This window comes from Bacillus paramycoides, assembly GCF_001884235.1.
In the GTDB taxonomy this organism is placed as follows: domain Bacteria; phylum Bacillota; class Bacilli; order Bacillales; family Bacillaceae_G; genus Bacillus_A; species Bacillus_A paramycoides.
The window spans coordinates 63,902-88,491 of record NZ_MAOI01000040.1; the positions used below are offsets into that span (position 1 = coordinate 63,902).

At 35.4% G+C, this 24,590-nt stretch carries 26 protein-coding genes and 2 pseudogenes; 8 read left to right on the plus strand and 20 right to left on the minus strand.

Annotation, left to right across the window (positions count from 1 at the left end; translation table 11 throughout):
- Window positions 1-389: 389 nt before the first annotated feature.
- The 6 genes from BAU28_RS06560 to hutP all read right to left on the minus strand — a co-directional run bounded on the left by BAU28_RS06560 (window position 390) and on the right by hutP (window position 7,104).
- Window positions 390-851 (minus strand): CarD family transcriptional regulator, encoded by a 462-nt coding sequence (locus BAU28_RS06560; RefSeq protein WP_208610961.1) that lies wholly within the window; start codon window positions 849-851, stop codon window positions 390-392.
- A 275-nt stretch (window positions 852-1,126) separates the two neighbouring features.
- Entirely contained in the window at window positions 1,127-2,098 is a 972-nt protein-coding gene (hutG, locus tag BAU28_RS06565; protein ID WP_071718107.1) for a formimidoylglutamase, read from the minus strand.
- A complete protein-coding gene (gene hutI, locus BAU28_RS06570) occupies window positions 2,077-3,348 on the minus strand; it encodes an imidazolonepropionase (protein ID WP_071718108.1) in 1,272 nt (423 codons plus the stop codon). Before hutI ends, hutG begins: the two co-directional genes overlap by 22 nt.
- A 12-nt stretch (window positions 3,349-3,360) precedes the next feature.
- Window positions 3,361-5,019 carry a urocanate hydratase gene (hutU, locus tag BAU28_RS06575; RefSeq protein ID WP_071718109.1) on the minus strand — a complete coding sequence of 553 codons (1,659 nt, stop codon included), beginning with the start codon at window positions 5,017-5,019 and terminating at the stop codon, window positions 3,361-3,363.
- Between the two features lie 23 nt (window positions 5,020-5,042).
- Window positions 5,043-6,560 carry a histidine ammonia-lyase gene (hutH, locus tag BAU28_RS06580; protein ID WP_071718110.1) on the minus strand — a complete coding sequence of 506 codons (1,518 nt, stop codon included), beginning with the start codon at window positions 6,558-6,560 and terminating at the stop codon, window positions 5,043-5,045.
- Window positions 6,561-6,663: 103 nt separating this feature from the next.
- Window positions 6,664-7,104, minus strand: coding sequence for a hut operon transcriptional regulator HutP (gene hutP, locus BAU28_RS06585; protein ID WP_000926516.1), 441 nt, complete (start codon window positions 7,102-7,104; stop codon window positions 6,664-6,666).
- 196 nt (window positions 7,105-7,300) lie between these two features.
- On the opposite strand from hutP, the gene BAU28_RS06590 reads away from it, so the two are divergent.
- The gene (locus BAU28_RS06590) at window positions 7,301-8,248 is read left to right on the plus strand and encodes a class I SAM-dependent methyltransferase (RefSeq protein WP_002172927.1); all 948 of its coding nucleotides are present in this window, start codon (window positions 7,301-7,303) and stop codon (window positions 8,246-8,248) included.
- A gap of 13 nt (window positions 8,249-8,261) precedes the next feature.
- On the opposite strand, the gene BAU28_RS06595 is transcribed toward BAU28_RS06590, so the two are convergent.
- Together BAU28_RS06595 and BAU28_RS06600 are read right to left on the minus strand one after the other, a co-directional pair.
- Window positions 8,262-8,834: a DJ-1/PfpI family protein gene (locus tag BAU28_RS06595; RefSeq protein WP_071718111.1), complete on the minus strand. Its 573-nt coding sequence runs from the start codon at window positions 8,832-8,834 to the stop codon at window positions 8,262-8,264.
- Window positions 8,831-9,418 (minus strand): AAA family ATPase, encoded by a 588-nt coding sequence (locus BAU28_RS06600; RefSeq protein WP_071718112.1) that lies wholly within the window; start codon window positions 9,416-9,418, stop codon window positions 8,831-8,833. The genes BAU28_RS06595 and BAU28_RS06600 overlap by 4 nt, the downstream gene beginning before the upstream one ends.
- Window positions 9,419-9,668: 250 nt before the next feature.
- Between BAU28_RS06600 and BAU28_RS06610 the strand changes: the two genes are divergently transcribed.
- Together BAU28_RS06610 and BAU28_RS06615 are read left to right on the plus strand one after the other, a co-directional pair.
- Window positions 9,669-9,965: a hypothetical protein gene (locus BAU28_RS06610; RefSeq protein WP_002172930.1), complete on the plus strand. Its 297-nt coding sequence runs from the start codon at window positions 9,669-9,671 to the stop codon at window positions 9,963-9,965.
- A 108-nt stretch (window positions 9,966-10,073) separates the two neighbouring features.
- Window positions 10,074-10,505, plus strand: a complete 432-nt coding sequence (locus tag BAU28_RS06615) for a DUF2621 domain-containing protein (protein ID WP_071718113.1) — start codon at window positions 10,074-10,076, stop codon at window positions 10,503-10,505.
- 71 nt (window positions 10,506-10,576) lie between these two features.
- Here the strand turns inward: BAU28_RS06615 and BAU28_RS06620 are convergent, their stop codons facing one another.
- Both BAU28_RS06620 and ccdA read right to left on the minus strand, forming a co-directional pair.
- Window positions 10,577-11,083 carry a CcdC family protein gene (locus BAU28_RS06620; protein WP_001028639.1) on the minus strand — a complete coding sequence of 169 codons (507 nt, stop codon included), beginning with the start codon at window positions 11,081-11,083 and terminating at the stop codon, window positions 10,577-10,579.
- A gap of 91 nt (window positions 11,084-11,174) precedes the next feature.
- Entirely contained in the window at window positions 11,175-11,882 is a 708-nt protein-coding gene (gene ccdA, locus BAU28_RS06625; protein ID WP_002172933.1) for a cytochrome c-type biogenesis protein CcdA, read from the minus strand.
- A 491-nt stretch (window positions 11,883-12,373) separates the two neighbouring features.
- Between ccdA and BAU28_RS06630 the strand changes: the two genes are divergently transcribed.
- Together BAU28_RS06630 and BAU28_RS06635 are read left to right on the plus strand one after the other, a co-directional pair.
- Complete coding sequence (locus BAU28_RS06630) at window positions 12,374-13,282, plus strand: EamA family transporter (protein ID WP_071718114.1); 909 nt, start codon at window positions 12,374-12,376, stop codon at window positions 13,280-13,282.
- Window positions 13,283-13,374: 92 nt separating this feature from the next.
- Entirely contained in the window at window positions 13,375-14,535 is a 1,161-nt protein-coding gene (locus BAU28_RS06635; RefSeq protein ID WP_071718115.1) for a M20 peptidase aminoacylase family protein, read from the plus strand.
- Between the two features lie 23 nt (window positions 14,536-14,558).
- Here BAU28_RS06635 and BAU28_RS06640 read toward each other — a convergent pair.
- The 3 genes and pseudogenes from BAU28_RS06640 to alsR form a co-directional block, all read right to left on the minus strand.
- A pseudogene (locus BAU28_RS06640) lies at window positions 14,559-14,972 on the minus strand (ABC transporter permease); the annotation flags it as partial.
- Window positions 14,973-14,992: 20 nt separating this feature from the next.
- Window positions 14,993-15,568 (minus strand): FtsX-like permease family protein, encoded by a 576-nt coding sequence (locus tag BAU28_RS06645; RefSeq protein WP_071718116.1) that lies wholly within the window; start codon window positions 15,566-15,568, stop codon window positions 14,993-14,995.
- 262 nt (window positions 15,569-15,830) lie between these two features.
- Window positions 15,831-16,739 carry an acetoin biosynthesis transcriptional regulator AlsR gene (gene alsR, locus BAU28_RS06650; RefSeq protein WP_071718117.1) on the minus strand — a complete coding sequence of 303 codons (909 nt, stop codon included), beginning with the start codon at window positions 16,737-16,739 and terminating at the stop codon, window positions 15,831-15,833.
- A gap of 152 nt (window positions 16,740-16,891) precedes the next feature.
- Here alsR and BAU28_RS06655 point away from each other — a divergent pair, with 152 nt between their 5' ends.
- Window positions 16,892-17,257: a CidA/LrgA family holin-like protein gene (locus tag BAU28_RS06655; RefSeq protein WP_000872360.1), complete on the plus strand. Its 366-nt coding sequence runs from the start codon at window positions 16,892-16,894 to the stop codon at window positions 17,255-17,257.
- On the plus strand, window positions 17,254-17,931 hold the full coding sequence (locus tag BAU28_RS06660) for an LrgB family protein (RefSeq protein ID WP_048371462.1): 678 nt from the start codon (window positions 17,254-17,256) through the stop codon (window positions 17,929-17,931). Before BAU28_RS06655 ends, BAU28_RS06660 begins: the two co-directional genes overlap by 4 nt.
- Window positions 17,932-17,943: 12 nt before the next feature.
- Here BAU28_RS06660 and BAU28_RS06665 read toward each other — a convergent pair whose 3' ends face one another.
- On the minus strand, window positions 17,944-18,357 hold the full coding sequence (locus tag BAU28_RS06665; protein WP_048371463.1) for an NUDIX hydrolase: 414 nt from the start codon (window positions 18,355-18,357) through the stop codon (window positions 17,944-17,946).
- A gap of 142 nt (window positions 18,358-18,499) precedes the next feature.
- Here BAU28_RS06665 and BAU28_RS06670 point away from each other — a divergent pair, with 142 nt between their 5' ends.
- Entirely contained in the window at window positions 18,500-18,700 is a 201-nt protein-coding gene (locus BAU28_RS06670) for a DUF3903 domain-containing protein (protein ID WP_071718118.1), read from the plus strand.
- Between the two features lie 321 nt (window positions 18,701-19,021).
- Here BAU28_RS06670 and BAU28_RS06675 read toward each other — a convergent pair whose 3' ends face one another.
- The 6 genes and pseudogenes from BAU28_RS06675 to BAU28_RS06700 form a co-directional block, all read right to left on the minus strand.
- Window positions 19,022-19,774 (minus strand): sulfite exporter TauE/SafE family protein, encoded by a 753-nt coding sequence (locus BAU28_RS06675; protein ID WP_025148027.1) that lies wholly within the window; start codon window positions 19,772-19,774, stop codon window positions 19,022-19,024.
- A gap of 108 nt (window positions 19,775-19,882) precedes the next feature.
- Window positions 19,883-20,029 (minus strand): BC1881 family protein, encoded by a 147-nt coding sequence (locus BAU28_RS06680; RefSeq protein ID WP_002172944.1) that lies wholly within the window; start codon window positions 20,027-20,029, stop codon window positions 19,883-19,885.
- 168 nt (window positions 20,030-20,197) lie between these two features.
- Window positions 20,198-21,925: an S-layer homology domain-containing protein gene (locus BAU28_RS06685; RefSeq protein WP_071718119.1), complete on the minus strand. Its 1,728-nt coding sequence runs from the start codon at window positions 21,923-21,925 to the stop codon at window positions 20,198-20,200.
- 220 nt (window positions 21,926-22,145) lie between these two features.
- A complete protein-coding gene (locus tag BAU28_RS06690; RefSeq protein WP_071718120.1) occupies window positions 22,146-22,715 on the minus strand; it encodes a hypothetical protein in 570 nt (189 codons plus the stop codon).
- 173 nt (window positions 22,716-22,888) lie between these two features.
- Complete coding sequence (locus BAU28_RS06695; protein ID WP_071718121.1) at window positions 22,889-23,923, minus strand: nuclease-related domain-containing protein; 1,035 nt, start codon at window positions 23,921-23,923, stop codon at window positions 22,889-22,891.
- A 217-nt stretch (window positions 23,924-24,140) separates the two neighbouring features.
- Window positions 24,141-24,569, minus strand: a pseudogene (locus BAU28_RS06700) (SH3 domain-containing protein); the annotation flags it as partial.
- Window positions 24,570-24,590 lie beyond the last annotated feature (21 nt).

Consider the following 24,590-nt stretch of genomic DNA (forward strand, 5'->3'; position numbering starts at 1 on the left):
ACAATTATTATCTCCTCACATATGAGAAATTCCTTAACAATAGAAGTGAGAGCGGTTCAGTATTCTTCAAAAAATAATAACTTATATATACCTAAAACAATGAAAGCCCTACCTCTCTTTCATCCTTACGGCTCCTCGTCCGTGCCAGTGTGAATCAGGATTGCAAAAATCAAGTAACTATTTTATCGAGTTATTTAATTAAAATTCGAATATTCGTAAAAGAAATAAAAAATAAAAATGGATTAAATTGTAGTAATAACAAAAGAGGTTAATGCTCTAAAAGTGGTTTGAAAGAGTTGAATGTCTTTGAAATGATCGATTCTCTATAATTACGTTCCCAAAAAATTCAAGATCTTTTTTGGGATGTAATACATTATTTGTAATGAACCTTAACAAAAGCTTTTTATCTGATTTTCTGTGATACCTTCAATTAATCCCAGTTCACTAATCAAAAATTCATGTGCGTTATCTAACATTTTCTTTTCGCTTGCATTAAGTGCTTTTTCTTTCTGTATACGCATTAAATCACGCACAACTTCAGCACCTTCTTGTATTTTACCCGTTTTTATTTTATCAGTGTTCACTTTATACCTTTGTTTCCACGTAAGTAATCTATCTGATTCTCCATGCTGAAAAATATCTATTATGTGTGTTAATGCCTTTATATCCGTGACTGGTCGTATATTTGAATTCAATATTTTCCCTTCAGGAATCATTATTTCCATATTACTAGCCGACATTTTTATAACATAATACTGTTGTTTTTCCCCTGAGATTTCCTTCTCTTCTATGGCTTTAATTATACCTGCTCCCTGCATTGGATAAACAATGTTATCGCCAATTTGAAACAAATAATCCACCTCCATATATGGTAACCTTCTCAATCTTAACATACATTCATTTTTTTAGCAAAATTTTTATTTTATCATAAAATCATTTTTCATGTCAATCCTTTTAAACTAAGAAAATGAATCCGTAAAATAACACTAAAAACCCGCAATTTTATTTACTTTCCCCTACATACATACGTTCTATTTCCACCTTCTCTTTAAACATAAAAACACATTACTACATATGAGTAGTAATGTGTTTTTTATACGGCATAGGCAAACATTCTCTTTTCCGCCTATATACTAACCTGCTTACGAACTGCTTCTCGCGCTAAAAGAAAACTCATAATCACTTGCGCAGCTACTCTACTCGTCATATCCCGGAAATCAAGTGTGGGATCAATCTCTACAATATCCATACCTTGAACGAGCGGTTCTTTACCAAGAAATTCAATTGCATCAAGTAAAGTCGCGCTATCCATCCCCCCAGGACCAATTGCTGGACAGCCTGGCGCAAAGGCTTGGTCTAATACGTCCATATCAAGAGAAATATAAATAGCAGTCACACCTTGTTTTCTTAACACTTCAATACTTTCTGAAATAAGATCTTTTATTTCTCGCTCTCTTACATCTTTCATTGTATACACTGTCACACCGTGCTCTTTTGCATATTCATGGTACGCTCGTGCATTTGAAAAATTACGAATTCCAATTTGAACGAGTTGTTTTCCTGTAATAACATCATTTTCTAGTAAACTACGGAACGGTGTGCCATTTGATGGGCCACCATCATCTAAATTACGTAAATCATGATGGGCATCAAATTGAATAATACCGACCTTTCCTTTACTCTTTGCAAAACCTGTTATACTCGGAAAACTAATAGAATGGTCACCACCAAGAACGATTGGTACCATTTTTGGATTTACTTTCGTTAAGTGGCCAACTGTTTTCGCAATTCGATGATGACTTTCTTTTATATCTGTAACATGCATCGTAATATCACCGCAATCATGCAGAATACTTTCTTTCATATCGTGTTCTTCTGTAATTGCGTACGTGCTATATGCATCTAACATCGCACGAATTGTTTTTGGTGCAAAACATGCTCCTGAATGACTAATAGATGGTTTAGAAAGGGGTGCTCCAATTAAGGCAGCACCGAATATTTCTACACCTTCCTCCCAATCTTTAATCATTTCGCTCCATTTCGTCACTTCACGATCAATAAACTTTGCATTTTTCTTTAAATAGTGGCCGTGCTCCACGATTGTTCACCTCTTGTGTATGCGATATTACCATTCTTCCATACTGTATTTACATGACTTACACCGTAATGGTACGGTACGTAAGCATAATTGTAAGCATCCCATAAAACTAAATCTGCCTTACGACCCACTCTAATTTTCCCAGCTACATCGCCTCGATTAATGGCATAAGATGAGTTAACTGTTACCGCATTCCAAACTTCTTCTGGTGTCATTTTCAGCTTTAGCATTGCGATGCTCATAATAAGCTGAATGTTTTCAGTTGGACAGCTACCTGGGTTAAAGTCTGTAGCTAATGCAACCGCAACTCCTTCATCAATCATTTTGCGTCCACGTGCGAAACTTTCTTTATTTAAATAAAAAGTTGTTCCTGGTAATAATGTTGCTACTGTATTAGAATTTGCAAGCATTTCAATTCCTTTATCAGAAGCGCCAACTAAATGGTCCGCTGATGCTGCACCAATTTCAGCCGCTGCTTCAGCACCACCAAGAGGGTCGATTTCATCTGCATGAATTTTCACATCAAAGCCAAGTTCTTTCGCTTTTAATAAAAATTCTTTTGATTCTTCTACAGAGAACACGCCTGTTTCACAGAAAATATCAACGAACTCAGCTAATTGCTTCTCTTTCATTTCTGGTAATAAATCTAGCATCCATTGTAAAAATTCTTTTGATTTTCCTTTGTACTCTTTCGGAACTGCATGAGCACCTAAAAATGTTGAAACTAAATCGATTGGATGCTCTTTTTGTAATTGTGCAGTTGCCTCTAATTGTTTCCATTCCGTCTCATCATCTAATCCGTAACCACTTTTCGCTTCTACAGTTGTCACACCAAAAGATAGCATACGGTCTAAATGGAATTTAGCTTTTTGAACAAGTTCTTCTTTCGATGCCTGTTTCGTTGCATTTACAGTCGCAAGAATACCTCCGCCTTGTTCTAAAATTTCTAAGTACGGAACTCCTTGTAATTTCAGCGCAATTTCATTTTCACGAGATCCACCAAATACAAGATGCGTATGCGGATCAACAAGACCAGGAGAAACCATTTTTCCGCCGCAATCAATAACATCTTTCGCTTGTAATCCTTTTGCTTCTTCCGCTGTTCCAACGAAAGTAATTACGCCGTTTTCAATTCCAACAGCACCGTTTTCAATAACAGGAAGCGTGTTCATCGCTTCCCGTCTTAACAAGCCATCTTCTTGATCCATTGTTAGTAATTGACCGATATTTATTAGTAAAGTGTCCAGCATGTTTCTTCCCCCTTATTTCATCATTGGAATGTTAACGCCTTTTTCTTTCGCTGTTTCAACAGCTAAGTCATATCCTGCATCAACGTGACGAACAACACCCATACCAGGGTCAGAAGTTAATACGCGGTCAATACGTTTTGCTGCTGCTTCAGTTCCATCTGCAACAATAACCATTCCAGCATGAAGTGAATAACCCATACCAACGCCACCACCGTGGTGAACAGATACCCAGCTCGCACCGTTTACACTGTTAATTAATGCATTTAGAATTGGCCAGTCTGCTACTGCATCACTACCGTCTTTCATCGCTTCTGTTTCACGGTTTGGAGATGCTACAGATCCGCAATCTAAATGATCACGACCGATAACGATCGGTGCCGATAATTCACCATTTGCCACCATTTCATTAATGATGCGGCCAAATTTTGCACGCTCTCCGTAACCAAGCCAACAAATACGTGATGGAAGACCTTGGAACTCAACTTGCTGACGAGCCATACGAATCCAATTACACAAATGCTCATTATCCGCGAACTCGCGTAAAATAACTTCGTCTGTTTTATAAATATCTTCTGGGTCACCAGAAAGAGCTACCCAGCGGAATGGTCCTTTTCCTTCACAGAATAACGGACGGATAAATGCTGGAACGAATCCTGGGAAATCGAAAGCATTTTTTAATCCTTCATCGAAAGCAACTTGGCGAATGTTATTTCCATAATCAAATGTAATAGCGCCCTTCTCTTGCATTGCAAGCATTGCTTCCACATGTTTTTTCATACTTTCTTTTGATAATTGTACGTAACGTTCTGGATCTTCTTCACGAAGTTTCGCTGCTTCTTCTAATGTGTAACCTACTGGAATATAACCGTTTAATGGATCATGAGCAGATGTTTGATCCGTAACTAAATCTGGCGTAATATTGCGCTTCACTAGTTCTGGTAAAATCTCTGCTGCATTTCCTAACAATCCAATTGAAATTGGTTCTTTCTTCTCTTTATACTCGTTCGCAACAGTTAATGCCTCTTCTAAAGATTCTGTATACATATCACAATATCTCTTTTCGATACGACGATCGATGCTGCGCTTATCAACATCAATAGCAATTACAACACCGCCGTTCATCGTTACAGCAAGAGGTTGTGCACCACCCATACCACCTAAACCAGCAGTAAGTGTTAATGTTCCTTTTAATGAACCATCGAAATGTTGACGTGCCGCTTCACCAAATGTTTCATATGTTCCTTGTAAAATCCCTTGTGTTCCAATGTAAATCCAGCTACCCGCTGTCATTTGTCCGTACATCATAAGGCCTTTTTTCTCTAGTTCACGGAAGTGATCCCAGTTCGCCCACTTCGGTACTAAGTTTGAGTTCGCTAAAAGAACGCGGGGTGCATCTTCATGTGATTTAAAAATTGCAACCGGTTTTCCTGATTGAACAAGTAACGTTTCATCACTTTCTAACGTTTTTAATGAATCTACAATTGCATTGTAGCTTTCCCAGTTACGAGCTGCACGGCCAATTCCGCCATATACAACTAATTCTTCTGGTTTTTCAGCTACTTCAGGGTCTAAATTGTTCATTAACATTCGAAGTGCAGCTTCTTGAACCCATCCTTTCGTTTGTAACTCAGTACCTCTTTGCGCACGAATTGTTTGTTTTACTTTTTCCATTTCAATCTCTCCCTTTTCTCGTTTTATATTGCTGCGTTTACATCTAATCTTTCTTTTATTGAATAGTTCGCTTTTAACCAATGCGCGATATTTTCAATATCCGTTGAGAATATGCGGTCATTTGTAATAGAAGGCACTTGCTGACGGCCTTGATGATAGAACGCTTTCGTCACTGTACTCATGTTTTCAATACCACGATACTCTGCTGCTTGCATCGCACAAATCATCTCAATTGAAAGAACACGTCTTACATTTTGAATAATTTGATGCGCATGACGTGAAGCGATTGTTCCCATACTTACGTGATCTTCTTGGTTAGCTGACGATGGAATTGAATCTACACTCGCCGGATGTGCTAACGTTTTATTTTCAGAAACGAGCGAAGCCGCTGCATATTGCATAATCATTGCACCAGATTGAAGTCCTGGTTCTGGACTTAAAAATGGTGGTAAGTCATTTAATTGAGGATTTACTAGGCGCTCAATTCTGCGCTCTGAAATATTTGCAAGCTCCGCCATTCCTACTTTTAAGAAATCCATCGCAAACGCAATCGGTTGTCCGTGGAAGTTACCACCTGAAATTACTTTTTCCCCACCATCAAAAATAAGTGGATTATCTGTCGCTGCATTCATTTCGATTTCTAATTTTTCTTTCACATAATTTAAAACTTGCCAAGAAGCACCGTGCACTTGCGGGATACAGCGAAGTGAATATGCATCTTGTACACGAAGTTCCCCTTGTTTTGTCACAAGTTTACTATCATGAAGAACGTCACGAATTCTACTTGCTACTTCCACTTGCTCTTTATAACCACGTGCTTTATGAACATTTTCATCAAATGCATCAATAATGCCGCGTAATCCCTCAATTGTCATAGAAGCAATTAATTCAGCTTGATAAGCCGTTGCTTCTGCTTCTATATAAGAAAGAACTCCTTGCGCTGTCATCGCTTGCGTACCATTGATTAACGCAAGACCTTCTTTCGCTTCTAATTCAATAGGTTCAAGCCCCTCTTCTGTAAGAGCAATCATCGCATGAACTCGTTTTCCCTTGTAGAACACTTCACCTTCACCTAATAAAACGAGAGCAAGATGAGATAAAGGTGCTAAATCACCGCTCGCTCCTAGTGACCCTTGTTGCGGAACGACTGGATGAATTTTGCGATTTACAAACTCAAGAAGCATATTTACAACAAGTGGTCTAACGCCAGATACTCCTTTTAACATCGTATTAGCTCGTAAAATTAACATACCGCGTGATACTTCTTCTGGGAATGGATCACCTATCCCGCACGCATGTGATTGAATTAAATTGTGCTGAAGTGCCTTTACATCATCTTTTTGAATAAGCACATCACTAAACTTTCCAAATCCAGTTGTAATACCGTAAACGACTTTTCCGTCTTCTACGATTTTCTCAACTACTTCGCGGCACTCCGCTACCTTTTGCATACTATTTGGGCAAGCTGTTACACCTTCACCTTCAAGTAACAACCTCTTCATTTCTTCAACTGTCAATGTGTGTCCTGTTAACGTAATCATCATTTTTCCTCCTTAAAAAAAGCAAAAGGGGACCTTACCTTTTTAAGACAGACTTCTGTCCTAAAAAGCAAGGCCCCCTTCTAACTAATAGACTATGGGCAAATCATATGTGATTAATTCCTAAACCAATCGCCTCATGCTCAGATCCTTTTACAGGTGCACCAATCGTTCCATATAATGCAACAGCAACCCATTCGCCTTCTTTTTTACCGTCGTATGGTGTACCGCGCACTATCGCAAAGCGAAGTCCTACTGTACGAAGAACGTCTGCTAACTGAATTTGACCTCTCGTCACTCCGTACAAAGCTTCCATTATTGCATGATAAAGTGCATGTGTTTCTCTGTAAACGTCTGTTTCAATAACTTGGTTGCTCTTAGCCGCTGTTTCCATTGCTGCTACAACTTTTTGCGAATTCATCGAACCCACTTTCCCCGTACAATATTTCCAACCTTTTGGAATAGATAATACAGGGCTTTCATTCTCATCCGCAAGTGCCAACAGCATGGCCATCCGACCAATTCGATGTGTTCCTTGAAGAAGCATGTGACTCTCTCATTTCTTTTGAATTATTTGAATATTACTTAATTTAAGAATATATGAAAACGTTTAAATCGTCAATAGTTTAAATGATGATTCAAATAATTTTTTAATTTTCTCCAATTTGTGTACACAAATTATTTACACAAATTTTTCAAGCGTGCTATAGTCGCACTAACAGATGCAAAGGAGCGAGATTTCAGTGGCGAAGCGAAAAGATATTCATTTTCGAATTGAAGAAAAATTACTTGAAAGATTTGAAGCAGCACTCCATTACGAAGGTTTAAATAAAACAGACGTATTAACACATGCAATCCAGCAATTTTGCACGAAGGTGGAATATGAAAAAATGAATGATGTAAAACGCCAATACAACGTAAGCAACCATTTACAAACACGTATCGATACGCATAAACATTTTGAAAAGAAACGAGTGAATGTAGATGAAGTCGTCATTGAACATTTACAACTCCAAGGGAAAGAAAAAATATTAGAGGTCGGGTGCGCTAACGGAAAATTTCTTTCCCTTTTGCAAACGAATGGTCATACAGGACATCTAACCGGTTTTGATCAATCGGAAACTATGCTTTCTGAAGCTGCAATAAAGAATAGCATAATTGAATGGAAACTGGGTGATGCTAGTAAACTTCCTTTCGAAGCTAATTGTTATGACTGGATAGTCGCAAGGCATATGTTATATCACATGAAAGATGTCGAAAAAACAATTCAAGGATTCCATAAAGTAATTCGTCCCGGCGGCGCCCTTTTAGCTACAACAAATTCTAAAGTTTCATTACCTCGTATAGATGAAATGTGTAACAAAATGTTAGTTGCATTTGATTTACCAAAAACATCACCATCCGCAGCTCCATTTTGTTTAGAAAATGGTAAAGAGCTATTACAATCTGTTTTTTCAACTGTTGAAGAAACAATTATTCATAATGCACTTATTTTTCATCATGCCACTCCAATCGTAAACTATATTTCTAGCATGTTTCCGTCTCTGAATATACCTGATAATATATACCTTCACGCCGAAATGAAGGACTGGTTGAAAAAAGAAATAGAAAATGAATTAACTCTTCATGACGGTATATGGAGCGATCCGAAAACGTTAGCGATTTATCGATGTAAAAAGGAAAAAAGCTAGCATTTGCTAGCTTTTACACATTTTCCGCTAAAAGTTTCTCCATCACTATATTACCATTTCCACGATAAAAATTTGTATTATGTTCATTCGCTACCCCAAAATAAGAGGCAATCGCTATTCCAAATGGTACAAATGCATGTCCTTGTGCTGTAATAATATTTGAGTGCTGTACAACTTCTGTATACACAAAATTTCCTACTGGAAAACAATCTAATTTTTGATAATCTATCGTCACTGTATAAGAGATTTCTTTAAATAAACCTGCTTTTGCTAACGCATACGGTCCAGCGCAAATTGCTGCCACTAATTTTTCTTGTTCATGAAATTGACGAATAACTGAAAAGAGCAGTTCTGCATCTTTCAAATGTATTTCGTCTCCTCCTGGAATAAGAATCCCCTCAAACTCTTCTACACACACTTCATTTAATTCTATATGCGGCTGTACTTGTAAGCCTGTTTCACTTATAACCATTTCTTTCGTTAAACCCGCTGTAATAATCTCATAATTATTTTTCAGTAATGCCGTTGCTACCGTAATTTCAAACTCCGCAAATGTTGGGTATACGAATAAAAGTATTTTTTTCATATTCCTTTCTCCCTTAACCATTCCATAAAATATGCTTCTAATTTGTTCACTGATAATGTATTCGTGTCCACATAAGTTACAGGAAATTTTTTATACCATTCTTTTTCGGTTTCTACTAATTTAAATTGTTCCTCAAATGTACTTCGATTTCTTGTTATATCATTCTTTTTTCTATCATATACATTCTCTTTTGAAACATCTAAATAAAAAATTGCATCCGAACGACATTCTCTTAATTTATATAATTCATCTTTTAATTCGGTTTCTATATCCCATTCTTCTCCTATAATCGTCGAATAAAATAGTGTATAAAATTCAATGTCTTCCGGCCCACGATCAAAAATCATGACCGAACCTTTCACATTTTGAAATTCCTTTATTTTTGCTTCAATAAACATTTTTTGATTTGTAATAAACCCTTCTTTTGAGTTCATATCTAAATTCAATTCTTTTCGTTTTTCTACAATTGGATATGGATTTTCATATATAACCGAAAGCCCATATTGCTCTAACCTTTTAGCCAATGTTGTTTTTCCACTTGCCATCGGTCCTTGAAGTGAAATTACATAAGTCATACCTCTCATTCCTTTTCCCTCATAGTAAACTAATTTTATAATATATAGAATATTGAAAACTATCAACAAAATACTTATCATCTTGTTTCCTATTCCCATCTGACTTATAATGAAAAATAGAAATGATTATGAACGCATTTATATGTAAGCTTGGATTTCCAAGCTTACATTATTTTTTGCTTCCACTTTTCTTATAAAAAGAGTATACTAGCATAGAACATATGTTCTTAATGATTACATACAGTAAGGAGATAGAACAATGGTATACGACACAAAAGCAATTTCTTGGAATGAATCTTTAAAGCAACTTCAACGCCAATATACAAACAAACAAGTTGACCGAAAAGAATTTGAAGATGTTGAACTGATGGAATTCTTCCGCGATAACGACTACATTTCTTTACCTACACATATAAGCGGCTTATCAACAACACGTTTTACTTCTTACTCTATTTTCACAACTGAAGATAAAGATCGTAAAGTTGGCACACTTATTATTGAGTACGTTGAAGACGATAATAATAATTTATGTGTTGAACAACTATACTTCGTTTAAACTAGAACGCTTGGTCAAACTGACCAAGCGTTCTTGCTTTCTATGAATCTCACTGCTTATAATATAAATAATAGAAAACTACTGCTTTCATTAAAGGAGGGCATGCAATTGCTTGAAGGTTGGTTTAGTTGGTTTATAGTCGTTTGGACTGTTGTATTATTAGGACTTATGTCTATTGGTGGATATTTTATGTTCAGAAAATTCCTAAAACGTTTACCGAAAGAAGACGGTATGTCCATTTTAGATTGGGAAGAGCACTATATTAATAAAACTAGACATTTATGGGATGACGAACAAAAACAATTATTAGAAGAACTAGTGAGTCCCGTTCCTGAACTATTTCGTGACGTTGCCAAATCAAAGATTGCTGGTAAAATTGGTGAACTTGCAATACAGGAAAACGCTCCAAAAATTACACAAGATTTAATTATAAAAGGATATATCGTTGCCACACCGAAGCGCGATCATAAATTTTTAATTAAAAAATTACAAGAGAAAAAGATTGATTATTCAAACTACAAATCTTTAATCGCAAAGTAACTTCACATTATTTTCTATAAAAAAGACAGCGCCTTTGACGCTGTCTTTTTTATTTTATACATATACAGTTTTCAAGTTAGCTTCATATCTTTTTCGTTATAAAAACCATCTTCTTTTTCCATTTCCTTCTGTAATTTCGTAAAGGAACGGTACATTGCAATTCTCCATGAAACAATCATTGCGAACGCTAGTAAGAAGAACATGCCGCTAAGTTGTCCTAAATCAAGAGATTGACTTAAATACGTTTTAAACACGATACGCACTACAAGTAATCCAATTAAAATAAATACAAATGCTTTTGAACGTTTCAAATAAATCTCTTGCCCGCGTATTTCAAACTTAGATGTTTTAATAAGAAAAATAGAGAAAAACAAACCGACACCAATTGCTTCTAACATTTCTGCCGGAGTTAATCGAAATTCAGGAAAAACATACATCAATGCTCCCGTGCTCATAAAAAACGGTGGGAGTATAATTTTTTTCAAAGTTGCAGGTTTCTTAGCTGCTTTTAAACGAATAAACATCGCACCAACGGCCATACAAACAGCAACGATACTTGATAAAACGACTATGTTCATATTTTCTCATCCTTTTTTTGTGGCTATACGCAAAATATAATTTCATTATATGCTTTTCCGTTAGTATTTCCAACATTTTCACGGAATAATACTAGAAACCGGTAAAACCACCAAATAAACTTGAGAAATATACGATAATTTTCGTCATCCAGTTAAAGTACAGGAAGACCCCCATGACAATCATAATGTATCCTCCGACTTTCATGAATGTCATGCTATTTCTTTTAATCCAAGACATTTTCGTAATAAAGAATGAAAGCAGGAAAAATGGGATAGCAAATCCAAGTATGTAAGCGATCATGTAAACCATTGCTGATTCTGGGTTTGTTGCAGCTAATCCAATTACAGACACTAATATGGGCCCTGTACAAGGTGTCCATCCTGCAGCAAATGCTAATCCAATTAGAACTGAACCAAAATAACCACTCGGACGGTTTTTAAAAGTAAATTTACGATCTTGCATTAAAAATTTCGGCTTAAACACACCGACAATAATAAGTCCGAACACGATGATAAATATACCACCTAACTGTCTAATTAAATCTTTATAGTCCGTAAAGATTCCTCCGATAAAACTTGTACCAAATCCAATTGCAATAAATATAATTGAAAATCCAAGTAAGAAAAACGCTGTATGTATCATACTTCTTTTGCGAAGCATTGCATTTTCTTCTTTCAATTCAGAAACCGACATACCTGTTATGTATGATAAAAATGCCGGATAAAGCGGTAAGCAACATGGGGAAATAAATGATAAAAACCCTGCGCCAAACGCTAAAAATATACTAATATCTTGCATTATTCCACTCCTCTCCTCCTCAATATTGTAGCAAAAACAAATAAAAATGCTATGGACAATTCATGAACTAACTTTTCCAACATGACAATGAGTAAAACTACCCTTTCACACACTTTCTAATAAAACGTTTTCATTTCCTTCTATTATATAGAAAAATCTCAATCGAATTTTGAAACTCTTTCTAATTGTTACTAACATAACAAAGGTTCCATAGTTTCTCAAATCATTAGCACATTGCGATTGATTACACACATATTGACATTAAAAAATATTTTTTTAAAATGCTGTCTTTATACAATACAAAGCTGATTTTACAATACTTCCATTATTATTAATTTCAAGATTATGCATAAATATCATACTTTTATTATTATTCTATAAAATGTCACACTTTTCTTTTATTTGACCCTACATTTTTAATTTTGTATACTTCCCTCTAGTTATATATGTCCGTTACGGAATAGTTTCATATAGATGGGGAGGAATTTTTCATGCTTCGTTATTCTCTTTTAGTTTTATTAGGAGCGTGTAGTTATGGGGTTTTAGCTATTTTTGTTAAACTTGCATATGTAGAAGGATTTTCACTTGGAGAGGTAATTGGTAGCCAGTATTTGTTCGGTTGGATTATTTTACTTGCTATTACACTTCTATTTTCTAGGCATCGTGTTCCACTTAAACAAATGTTAATTTTATTCGTCGCAGGAACGTCTGCAAGTTTTACTGGTATTTTTTATTACGCTTCCTTAAAAACTGTACCAGCTTCTATTGCAATTATACTTCTATTCCAGTTCGTTTGGGTTGGGATTATCATTGAGGCAGTCGCAACGAAAACATTGCCTTCAAAAGAAAAAGTAATTTCGGTTATTTTCTTACTTGCAGGTACATTTTTATCAAGCGGTTTATTAGAAAACTCAGTAGGTGATTTCGATACGACTGGAATCATTTTAGGCTTACTATCTGCTATTACATTTGCAACATACATTTTCGTAAGTGGTAAAGTTGCTGTTGAAGTACCTTCATTACCACGTGGTGTTCTTTTAATGGCTGGTGCTTTAACTTTAGTTATGATCGTATTCCCGCCAACATTTCTTTTTAGCGGGGCAATTTCTCAAGGCCTTTGGAAATACGGCTTAGGATTAGGAACATTTAGTATCGTTATTCCGTCCATTGCCTTTACAATCGGCATTCCAAAAATTGGCTCTGGTCTAGCGACTATTCTTGGTGCAGCCGAACTACCTGTTACAACAATTATGTCTGTATTCGTTTTAAAAGAAGCTGTGCTTTCTTCACAATGGTTCGGTGTATCACTTATTTTAATCGGTATCGCAATCCCGCAAATTGCATATGCAATGCGTGGACGTTATAGAAAACAGCATACTCATAAAAAAGTTGCCGCATAAACGAGAGAGGATTTTCATTTGAGAATCCTCTCTTTTATTATTGTGTTATATAATGAATACAAATATTTCATTTAAGAAAGAGGGTATAATAAGTGGCATCCATTCCAAATCAATTAACAGAAAAACTTATTTCTATTCGTCGACATTTACACGAATACCCAGAACTATCGTACGAAGAATTTGAAACGACAAAAGCGATAAAAAATTGGTTAGAAGAAGCTAATATTACTATTATTGATTCCAATTTAGAAACAGGAATTATCGCTGAAATTTCTGGTAATAAAAGCGGGCCTGTTGTGGCGCTTCGTGCAGATATTGATGCCCTCCCGATTCAGGAAGAAACAGACCTTCCATACACTTCAAAAATACACGGCAAAATGCATGCTTGCGGGCATGATTTTCATACAGCTGCTATGTTGGGTGCAGCTTACTTATTAAAAGAAAAAGAAGCATCCCTTAACGGAACTGTTCGCTTTATATTTCAAGCTGCTGAAGAAAGCGGAAACGGAGCATGTAAAGTTGTTGAAGCTGGACATTTAAAGAATGTACAAGCCATTTTTGGAATGCATAATAAACCTGATTTACCAGTAGGTACAATCGGTATTAAAGACGGTCCACTAATGGCCGGAGTCGATCGATTTGAAATTGAAATCCACGGCGTCGGAACACATGCAGCTGTACCTGATGCTGGCGTCGATCCTATCGTTGCATCATCTCAAATCGTTATGGCTTTGCAAACAATTGTAAGCCGCAATATTAGTTCTTCTCATAACGCTGTCGTAAGTGTAACAAACATTCATTCAGGGAATACGTGGAACGTTATTCCTGAAAAAGCTACATTAGAAGGAACTGTTCGTACATTCCAAACTGAAACACGCGAAAAGATTCCGGCATTAATGGAACGTATTATTAAAGGCGTTTCTGATGCACTAGGTGTAAAAACAGAATTCAGATTTTATCTAGGCCCTCCTGCTGTTCAAAACGATAAAGTACTCACTGATCTTTCTATTCAGATTGCAGAGAAAATGAATCTAAATGTTATCTCTCCGAACCCATCCATGGCAGGAGAAGATTTTTCTTTTTACCAACAAGAAGCACCAGGTTCATTCGTCTTTATGGGCACAAGTGGTACACACGAATGGCATCATCCTGCTTTTACAGTAGATGAAAAAGCATTGCCTATTAGCGCAGAGTATTTCGCCTTATTAGCCGAAGAAGCTATTCATCAATTATTACAAACAAAAAGCCGTTAAGTTCTCTCCTTAACGGCTTTTTCTTATGCTGTTAAATCTCGTTTTAAAAATACAGTATAGGAAATTCCTAAAAATACAAAAAGGTATAGCAATAACATACAAGAAGCGAATGGGAATGTTACCCCATTAATAAGGCTTCCACTCTTTAAAATCCCATATAAATCTGTATTCGCTGGCAATAAATATTTCACCCATTCATATCTCGCCGCTGGAATTAGTACTATTCCTCCTGATAAAGCCAGAAATAAAGAAATACCGATTGCGCCTCCACTTGATCTCGTTAAAACGGAAAGCATAAAGGCAAATGCCGCATACACAAGAGTTGGTAACCAAGATAAAATGTAATATTTACTTGCTTCCACGAAAATGTTTTGTTTTATAATATTTCCATCTTGAACGATAAATTCAGTCCAGGATGGTTGTTGGAATTTATAAATGAAGAAAAAGCCATGATTTCTCATACCTTTCTCCTCGTTTCGTGTGACTTTTCACCCTTTAGCCTTTGTGTAAATCTACAACATTGCCACATTGATATTATAATGACGATTATCATAACAACTGCTGTTACCACTATCGCATACATCGTAATCGGAGCATTTGTCACTCCTTGGATTCCTACTGCTTTCATAAAAATAATAATAAATAATTTCAAAAATAACATGCCATGAATTAATCCAAAAACAAAGGCTCCTCCATAAGTTAATAATTGCTCCTGACATAATAAACAAAACATTTCTTTTCTCGTCATATTCACCACTTCATACGATTTAAACTCCTCTCTTCTTACCTGTAAAAGAGAGGCTGTCATTTTATAAGTAATGAAAGTACACACAAAAACTACAAATAAAAATAAAACATAAAACCAATTCACAAATATAGGTGTATATCCTGCTTTACTTACTACAACTTCATTGAATCGGAATGATATCATAAAAAAACAAATCATTGTATTCATAGCGATCCACATAAATTGTTTTAACCTTTTGGTAGCAAATGTTTGTATATTTTTTTTCGCCAACCGAAATAAAGACATAAATTTCTTCCCCTACCTTACTTCATAACATACGTACTCTATACTACTAGTGTATAAAAATATGACATTTTAAACATCGCACTACAATCGGAATCTTTACTAAGCCTTTAGTCCTAGAAAACGGACATGTTTACCTCTTTACAGTTGAACATAAAAAAGAAACAAAAGGTGGAAATGCACTTTAATTGCACTTCCACCTTTTGTTTAACGAGGTGAATCTTTATATAACTTAATTATCATGAATGCCTTATAACTCCATCACTTATTCAATCCTCACATCTTCCACTTCAATTCTTTTTTTCTCTCTTGCAATTTTTAAGAACTCTAACAGCTCTGGATTACTATTCATTTTTTTGTAAGCTACCGACATTTCTGCTACAAAATTAGAATCACACAGTTCCTTATATACCACTTCTGTTTTATACAATTTATTTGCTGATACAGGTATTACCGTAATACCAATACCTGCTGCTACAAGGCCCATGACAGTTTGATACTCTGTTGCTTCTTGTACAATACGTGGACTAAAACCTACATCGCGGCAAAGCGATAAAATTGTATCGTATAAAGCTGGCCATACCGGTCTCGTAATAAAAACGAACGGTTCATCTCTTAAATCTTCGATATGTATTTCATCCTTTTCAGCAAGCGGATGTGCCTTCGGTAAACATAACGTACACGAAAGTTTTTGAATTGGTTCTAACTCAAGTAATTGCGTCGAAATTGGCGGACGTAAAAATCCAATATCAATTCGATTATCATGAAGTGCATGCACTTGATCCGGTGTTGACAATTCATGTAAAGCCACAGACACTCTCGGAAATTTCTTTCTATACTCTCTGACGATTGACGGTAAAATATCATATATCGCCGCACCTACAAATCCAATTGAAAGTGATCCAACTTCCCCCCTTTGAGCACTTTGTGCAACTTCTACTGCTTTTTCAATTTGTTCAAACGCTTTTTTTACTTCTTTTAAAAACATTTCTCCTGCTTCTGTTAATTCAACCTTTCTCTTCGTTCTTGAAAATAACATAACTCCCATTTCTTTTTCTAATTGCTGAATTTGTTGACTAAGCGGTGGTTGTGTCATTTGTAAACGAGCAGCTGCTCGTCCAAAGTGTAACTCTTCTGCCACTACAACAAAATATTGCAAATGCCGTAATTCCATTTCGGACACCCTTTTCACTTTCAATTAATACATCTAATATATTAATAACATACAATTTATATATTAGACAAACTTTTTGAATGAACGTATAGTAGAAATTGTTAATTCTTTATTACAATTTTTATGTAAAAAAAGAAAGAGGTGGTTACTGTATGAAATGGTGGAAGTTAAGCGGACAAATATTATTATTATTTTGTTTCGCTTGGACAGGTGAATGGATTGCAAAACAGGCACACCTCCCAGTTCCAGGAAGTATAATCGGTATTTTCCTATTATTAATCTCATTAAAATTTAACATAGTGAAAAAAGAATGGATTCAAGACGGTGCAGACTTTTTATTAAAAGAACTTATTTTATTTTTTATCCCTTCTGCAGTCGCTGTCATTCGTTACAAAGATACGTTATCACAATATGGAATCGATCTCATTTTAATTATCGTGATTAGTACACTTTGTGTCACTCTCGTAACAGGACTTTTAACTGAATTGCTATTAAAGCGGAAAGGATCAACGCAATGATCGGCTTTCTTTGTTTACTATTAACACTATTCACATATTGGATATCTAAAAAAATGTATCAACGCTGGAATTGGAGCTTACTTTCCCCACTTCTTGTATGCCCAATCATTTTAATTTCTTTATTACTCGGATTAGATACACCATACGAAACCTACGAATCGGGTGGTCATTGGCTAACTGAATTATTAAAACCTGCAACAGTTGCTTTCGCATGGCCAATTTATAAATACTTTGATCTATTAAAAAAACATGGAACTGCTATTTTAATTAATGTCATTGTCGGTTCTTTTCTATCAGTTATTACTTCAGCACTACTAGCTAATTTTTTTCAAATTGATTCATCAATAGAACAGAGTTTAGCACCACATATTGTAACGACACCTATTGCAATGGCTATTTCCGAAATGATTGGTGGCATGTCACAATTAACAGCAGTTTTTGTCGTATTAACTGCCTTAACTGGTGCATTACTCGGCCCTTCTCTCATACGAATATGCCGCATTAAAACAGCGCTCGCTAAAGGTATAATGCTAGGTACTAGTGCAAATGGAACCGGAACATCAAAAGCATTTGAAATCGGTCCTGTAGAAGGTACAATTGCAAGTTTATCAATGCTTCTAACAGCCGGCGCTAGCTTAGTTATCGTTCCACTTTTTTTATCTTGGTTACACTAAAAAAGCAAGTGTTTAAACACTTGCTTTTTCATTTATGTATTTATTTAAAAGCTCTTGATCCTCTGGAAAAGATAAAGGTAATTCTTTCACTTCATCTATTCCTTTCCAATCTATTTCATGTATTAACTCATCGGGGTCTTGTATTTTCATGTTACCGCCTATTAACTTTACAATATAGTAATGCACATGAACTGGTACCCCATATGTTACCCCTTTCTTTTCGCATAGTTTTTCTATAATTTCCACTTCATACCCCGTTTCTTCCCATACTTCACGAACACAACACTCTTCAAGTGTTTCTCCCTCTTCTTGTCCCCCGCTTGGCACAGTCCATCGTTTCTCTTCATCTACTTTTCCTTGTAGTACCATTAAAAATTCATTCTTTTCATTCATACATATAGCTGCCGTACCAATCCATCTTTTCATCCCATCTCCCCCCATACTAAATTTCGATCTTCCTTTATATTTATCCTTGAAAAAAAGAGGAAAAAAGTAAAAAGATGACGAAAGATTACATCAACTTCATGAGCAGTCCCTTCTTAGAAATTCAATATGGAAGGATGAAAGTATGATTTCTAAATATGTTGTGGAGTGTGTCTTTTGTGAAGAAAATCGAAAACCTCGGCAAGCCATTGTCACAGTGCCCGCCACTTCTCAGCTACTGGCAATTCAAAAGGTAAGAGCTGAGTGCAAACGCCGCTTTGGAAAAACTTTATTATTACAAACAGAGATTAGAGAAGAATTACTTATTGAACCAAAAGAAAGCTGACCATAAATTGGCCAGCTTTCATCCGATCATATTTTCACATGAAGATTAGGGGCATCCTCTTTAAGGATCGGGATTTTTCCATTATGTGCGTTCCATAATGGTCATCGAACAATATATTTCTATACAATAAACTATTGAATAGAATAGGGCAAAACTTGTTCGCATTTTTAGAAAAGGGATAGGGATATAATTCAAGTAATACTTCGAATACTCGAACTTTACACTCACTATATTAAAGCAAATCCTTTTATATGGGAAATATGAATTACTTACATAATTCATTCGTAAAACATATTAATAGTTTTCTATATATACTTCTCACTAGACTAACAACATACACCCAGCTAATATCGGTGTCATAATCATCGAAAACCTTAGTAGCACACGAGGTGCATAATTTGTAAACTTAGCTCCTATATATGCTCCTAACATTGTCCCAATTAAAACTTGTACTAATAATACATAATCTAAATACCCTTCCGAACTATATCCAAATCCCCCTCCAATTGCGATTGGTAATATAACAAGCATTGTCGTCCCTACAGATTGCCGAATCGTTAAACCTAATAGAACCATTAATCCGAGTTGGATAAAGGGTGCTGAACCAATCCCAAATGAACCAGCTAACATTCCAGTAACCAGTCCGAGACATATACATTTAATCAAGTTATCATTCGAAAGTTCTTTATGCCCTTTTAAAGACGACTGCTCCCTGTTTTGAAACATAATCAAACGAATAAACATAAAAATTGCAGATAAAAATAACATCCCCGCTGTAAACCAGTGTAGAAGATTCGCTGGTATTAGCGAACCAAACTTTGAACCAATAAAGGAACCAATTGCTCCGAATCCCCCAACAATCCCGCCTATTACAAGCACAACATTCCCTTCTCGGTAATGACTTACTACTCCGGATAATGTCGTAAATGCCATAGCAGTTAAAGATGTTGCAAGCGCAACATGAATAGGGATATGGAATACTAAAGTAAGTATCGCGATGATAAATCCTGCTCCTCCCGCTCCAACAAATCCTAATAAAACACCCATTAATAACATCGTTGTAATAATTGCCACATAATCCCCCTCCAGTACCCCAATTATCTAATATATCCTCCCTTTCATACAAATAAAAAGCATCCTAAACGGATGCTCTTACTACTTTTCTTTATTGATAATATGTACTTAATCTTGATTAATTAAAATAACAGCTGGACCAGAGACAACTACTCCTGCCACTTCTATCTTTTCAAATTCATTCACTGTAATAGATATAACCCCTTCTCTTTCCATCAATTCCTTACTCAGGACATCAGTCGGTATCTTTTTCACCGTCTTACCTCCTTTTCATTTTATACAATATTACAAAAAACTACCCAATGCATCTAAATATATGCATCACCTCCGCTTTCATTCCTTATTCCAGTCAAAATTCACATCCCCTTTCTATAACATATTGAAAAATAAAAAAGCACTCGCTAAAGCGAATGCCTTTCTATATTATTTACTCTCTATTACTTTTAACATTCTATTAATAAATGCTGCCGATTCTCCACGTGTTGCGGAACCTTTCGGCATAAACTCATTGTTCTCATTCCCTTTTACAATTCCAAGCCCATAAACACGTTGAACAGCTTGCTTATCATACGCTAAATTTTGATCCGTGAATGGTAATTGAACTAAATTACCCTTAATATTCTTGTATTGTAACGCTCGATCAATCATAATGACAGCTTCATCACGTTTAATCGTATCATTCGGTGCAAATAGGTCATTTCCTCGTCCACTTATAATCCCAGCACTAGCTGCACGATTAATACCATCTACTAGCGATGGATGCGCTGTGTTTAAATCTTTGAAATTCGATTTCCCCTCTGGTAATTGTAATGATCTTGAAACTAAATTCGCAAATTCCCCGCGTGTTACAAGACGCTCAGGCCAATAAGAACCATTTCCATCTCCAACCATAATACCTCTTTTATTTAATTCACGAATATCCGCTTCATACCAACCGCCTGTAATATCATCTTTATGATTTGCATCATAGTAAGCTTTTGTTCCCTGTAAGAATGGTTCCCATGCATTATTCTTTATCATAATAGCCGGACAATTTTTCCCGCTCCAAAATTGATGTTTTTTCACATTTTCTAAAGGAATATTTAATTCCCCCATTAAATAAGCCGCTAGTTTGCGAGCATTTTCCACAGCTTTATTATAATCACCATCTTGGTTAACAGCAATTTCAATAGCAATTGATTCTCTATTACCAGTTCCTTCTGCTCCATCTCCAGCATGCCAGCCATTTTCATTTAATGGTAGATGTTGATAAATTTCTTTATCATCTACTGTAAAATGCCAAGATGCCGAACGATCAGTCGTTCCTGTTGCTTGACTGTATAAATATTGTGCATGGTTTCTAGCATTTGCTCCAACACTATAATTATCTGTCTCATGAATTGTAATGTATTTTGGTTTCATCGCATAGCCTGGACGAATATTTTCATTTCCTGTCGGTACAATCATTTCCTTTAATGGTACACCGTAAATATCCGTTGTTTTCTCTGCTGATGGTGCCGCATACATAACTGCTTCACGTTTCTTACGAGTTGGGGTTGTGCTTTGAATAAGAGATGCTTTTGTACCCTCAAATTTTGCTGAAGGTGAATAGATCCATTTCACCTCATTATCTATTTGGACTTGGAACCACTCTCCAGCTTGTCCAATAGCAATAATTGTTTGCGGCTGTAATACTTTCTCTTCTTTATATGAATTGAATGGTGCGGAATATGTAGCTGTTTCTTCATTAATTACTAACTGTTCGTTTGATAAGTGATAAATTCCCTTAACCTCTACATTTCCTTCACTATTTTGTATCCAGCCAGCTCCAGATGATGTTTCAACATAGTAAGCGTTTCCTTTTCGTTTCTCAGCTTTCACTACTTGATTTGAAATCTGAACACCTGTCGCTTTTTGTAAATCAGCAGAATCATATAAAGGTGTTGAACTTATTATATGTACAAGAAAATCTCCTTGCGCTTCATTTGTTATTCCTTTGTCCTCTCCACGCCCATCTTCATCTTTCATATGGGTTTCAATACTTTTTAAAGCTTGCTCGTCAGTTGAAATTGTTACGGTCTTTTCTACTGTGTCAGCATAGGAAGAACTTGGAATCGTTACCAAACTAAATACAATTGATGCAGCTAAAACATTATAAAATCCTTTTTTCATACTAATTATTTAACACGCTTATATCAAAATTCGTGTTAACTTCCCTCCCTAATCTAAAAATTTAATCCTATCTAGTAAACTTCTAAACTAGATAGCCATATACAATATAACAAACTCTACCCCATTCGTATAGATAGGAATGACTACTATTTGCCTACTTTTTCTATATTGGAATATTGAAAAGAAGCTATAAAAGGTATAGCTTCTTCCTCTCACTATTTCAATCTCGTTGCACCTTATAGTCTATAACCCTACCATCTCTATCGAATTGCAACACAAGACATTCACTATCTATAGAAATGAAACCACGTTCATTCCCAAGATAATACAAAGTAGTAATTCCCTCTTCCAAACCTCTTGTTTCCGTAGGGGCCCCCAACAATTTTATAATTTCATCATTGGATTTTCCTATCAATTTATACTGCTGTAATAGGTCATCTACCATATGTACCCGTTTTTCTTCATAATTTGACCACCGATTCTGATTAAAGTTTGAAGTATATTCATTTATACTTAATTGTACAGTGCACACTATTAATGGAATGAGACCCACCATCATTACTGTGAACAGTTGTTTCTTATCTTTATTACGCCTTTCCGAAATATGTAAGATAGACTTTTGAATAATAACTAATAAAATAAACGGTATTCCTACTACCAAAACACTCATTACACTCAATGACACATGAACCATATTAATAACGATAATAAACGCAATGTACATTAATATATACAAACAAAAATAAATGTACAATATCCCCCACAATATAGAACTTTTACCTTTCTTCACCCAGCACACCTACTTTATCCCACTATTTAAGCTCAGTATGACTCACACCTCAAAATTCGGCCGTACAGCAAAGAAATTAAGTGGAAATTAGTTTGCCCGTAAAAGCCCAATTGGTATAACTAATTATCAGCGTAGGATGGATACCCTCACTGACTAAAGTCTCACTTTACTTTTCACTTCGTAACATAATTCATCTGGCCAATTATATCTCTAATCTTTTGTAGTTCTTGTGCTGTATATATTACTTTACCTGTTAAAATTTCATTTCTGAAAAACGTTACAATTTGCTCTCTATCTTTTAATCTCGGCAATTTTTCATTAGAAAGGTCAATAACTTCTTTGCCACTCTCATTTTCAAAATATACAACCGGTTTCACTTTTTCCTTTACAATATCTACTTGTATTCCTTCCAAATAATTATATACAGTTTGAGCTAATTTTTTCGCTTTATATGCTGGATTCCCTTCATTTCTTACTTGCAAAGTTAATGAAGTTCCATCCGTAATAAATTCAAATGTCTCTTCTTTTTCAATTTCATATTGATACTTGCCGATTTCATCAATCATAAATGAATATATACCCGCATTTTCTCTCGTTAAGCCATGGATTAATTTCCCTGTCCATTCTTTCGTCTCAATTAGATAAATGCCAGTTTTGCATAAGATGAGGTGATGGATTCGATTATCGTTTATTTCACGTTTATCTCTATATTTATTACTTCTCATAAAAACGTTCGGCATAATATGAAACTCATCTTCTAGTATGATTCCTTGTTCAACAAAACCTCGTTTCATATAATGTAATGTTTCATGTGTATTCACTTCAGCACTATTTTTGGCATACTCTCGTAAATCTGCAATTAAATTTTGAAACATATGTAGTTCATTACTATGCCTATCTTGCATTTCACTGCGTTCTTTACTATGTTGAACAGCTAGCTGATTTTTCATCATACGCATATTTTCAAGTTCTCTAGCTGTACTCACTTGTAAATCATTATATTTTTTCTGTTCCATATTCTTTAAAGAACTTTGTTGTTCTTTATGCTCTGTAATCGTAGCTGCAATTTCACTTTCATACGTTTCAATCGCTTGTTTCTTTTCGAATTCTACTTGCTGACTCTCTGATTCTAACTGTTTATTTTTATAAAACAGTACAAACACTGCAGCTAATAATATTAAAATCCCACCTATTAGCACATACTCCATTTTTCTACTCCTTTATTTCATTTCCGATTATTTTTATAAATATATTGATTATATTATACTATGCTTTTAATATACACTTTGTAAAAATTATATATTTTTTATAAAAAGGCATCTCAAGTAAGATACCTTTTTATAATAAGACTGCTGATAAAAAACAATTGGTACTGGTCAATTGTCCAATAATCAGTGTGGACAATCCTCATCAATAAAATTTCACTTATTGCACACCATATTGAATATAACTTGAATCATAGTATCCCCATTGATTTATCCCTAAGCAAAACCATCCACCTTACTTACTCCATACTCGATATGATTCGCCATGATGTAACTGTCTTATAACATTCCCGTTTAATGATGGAGCGTCTCGTAGATTCACATTATCGCCAGTAATAGTTGCCACATAATGTTTATACTGAATATAACTTGAATCATTATATACCCACTGATTTGTCCCTAAGCCGAGCCATCCATCTTGTTCTCCCCAAACTTCATATGATTCGCCACGATTCAATTGGCGAATTACACTAGACTGTAAAGATGGTCCACTTCGTAAATTCACATTATCTCCATTAATTACAGCAACTCCGTATACTGGAGTGGCATTATTAGGTGGAGAAACATTACCTTCACCACTTGCTCCATTAATACACTTTTAATACCTCAA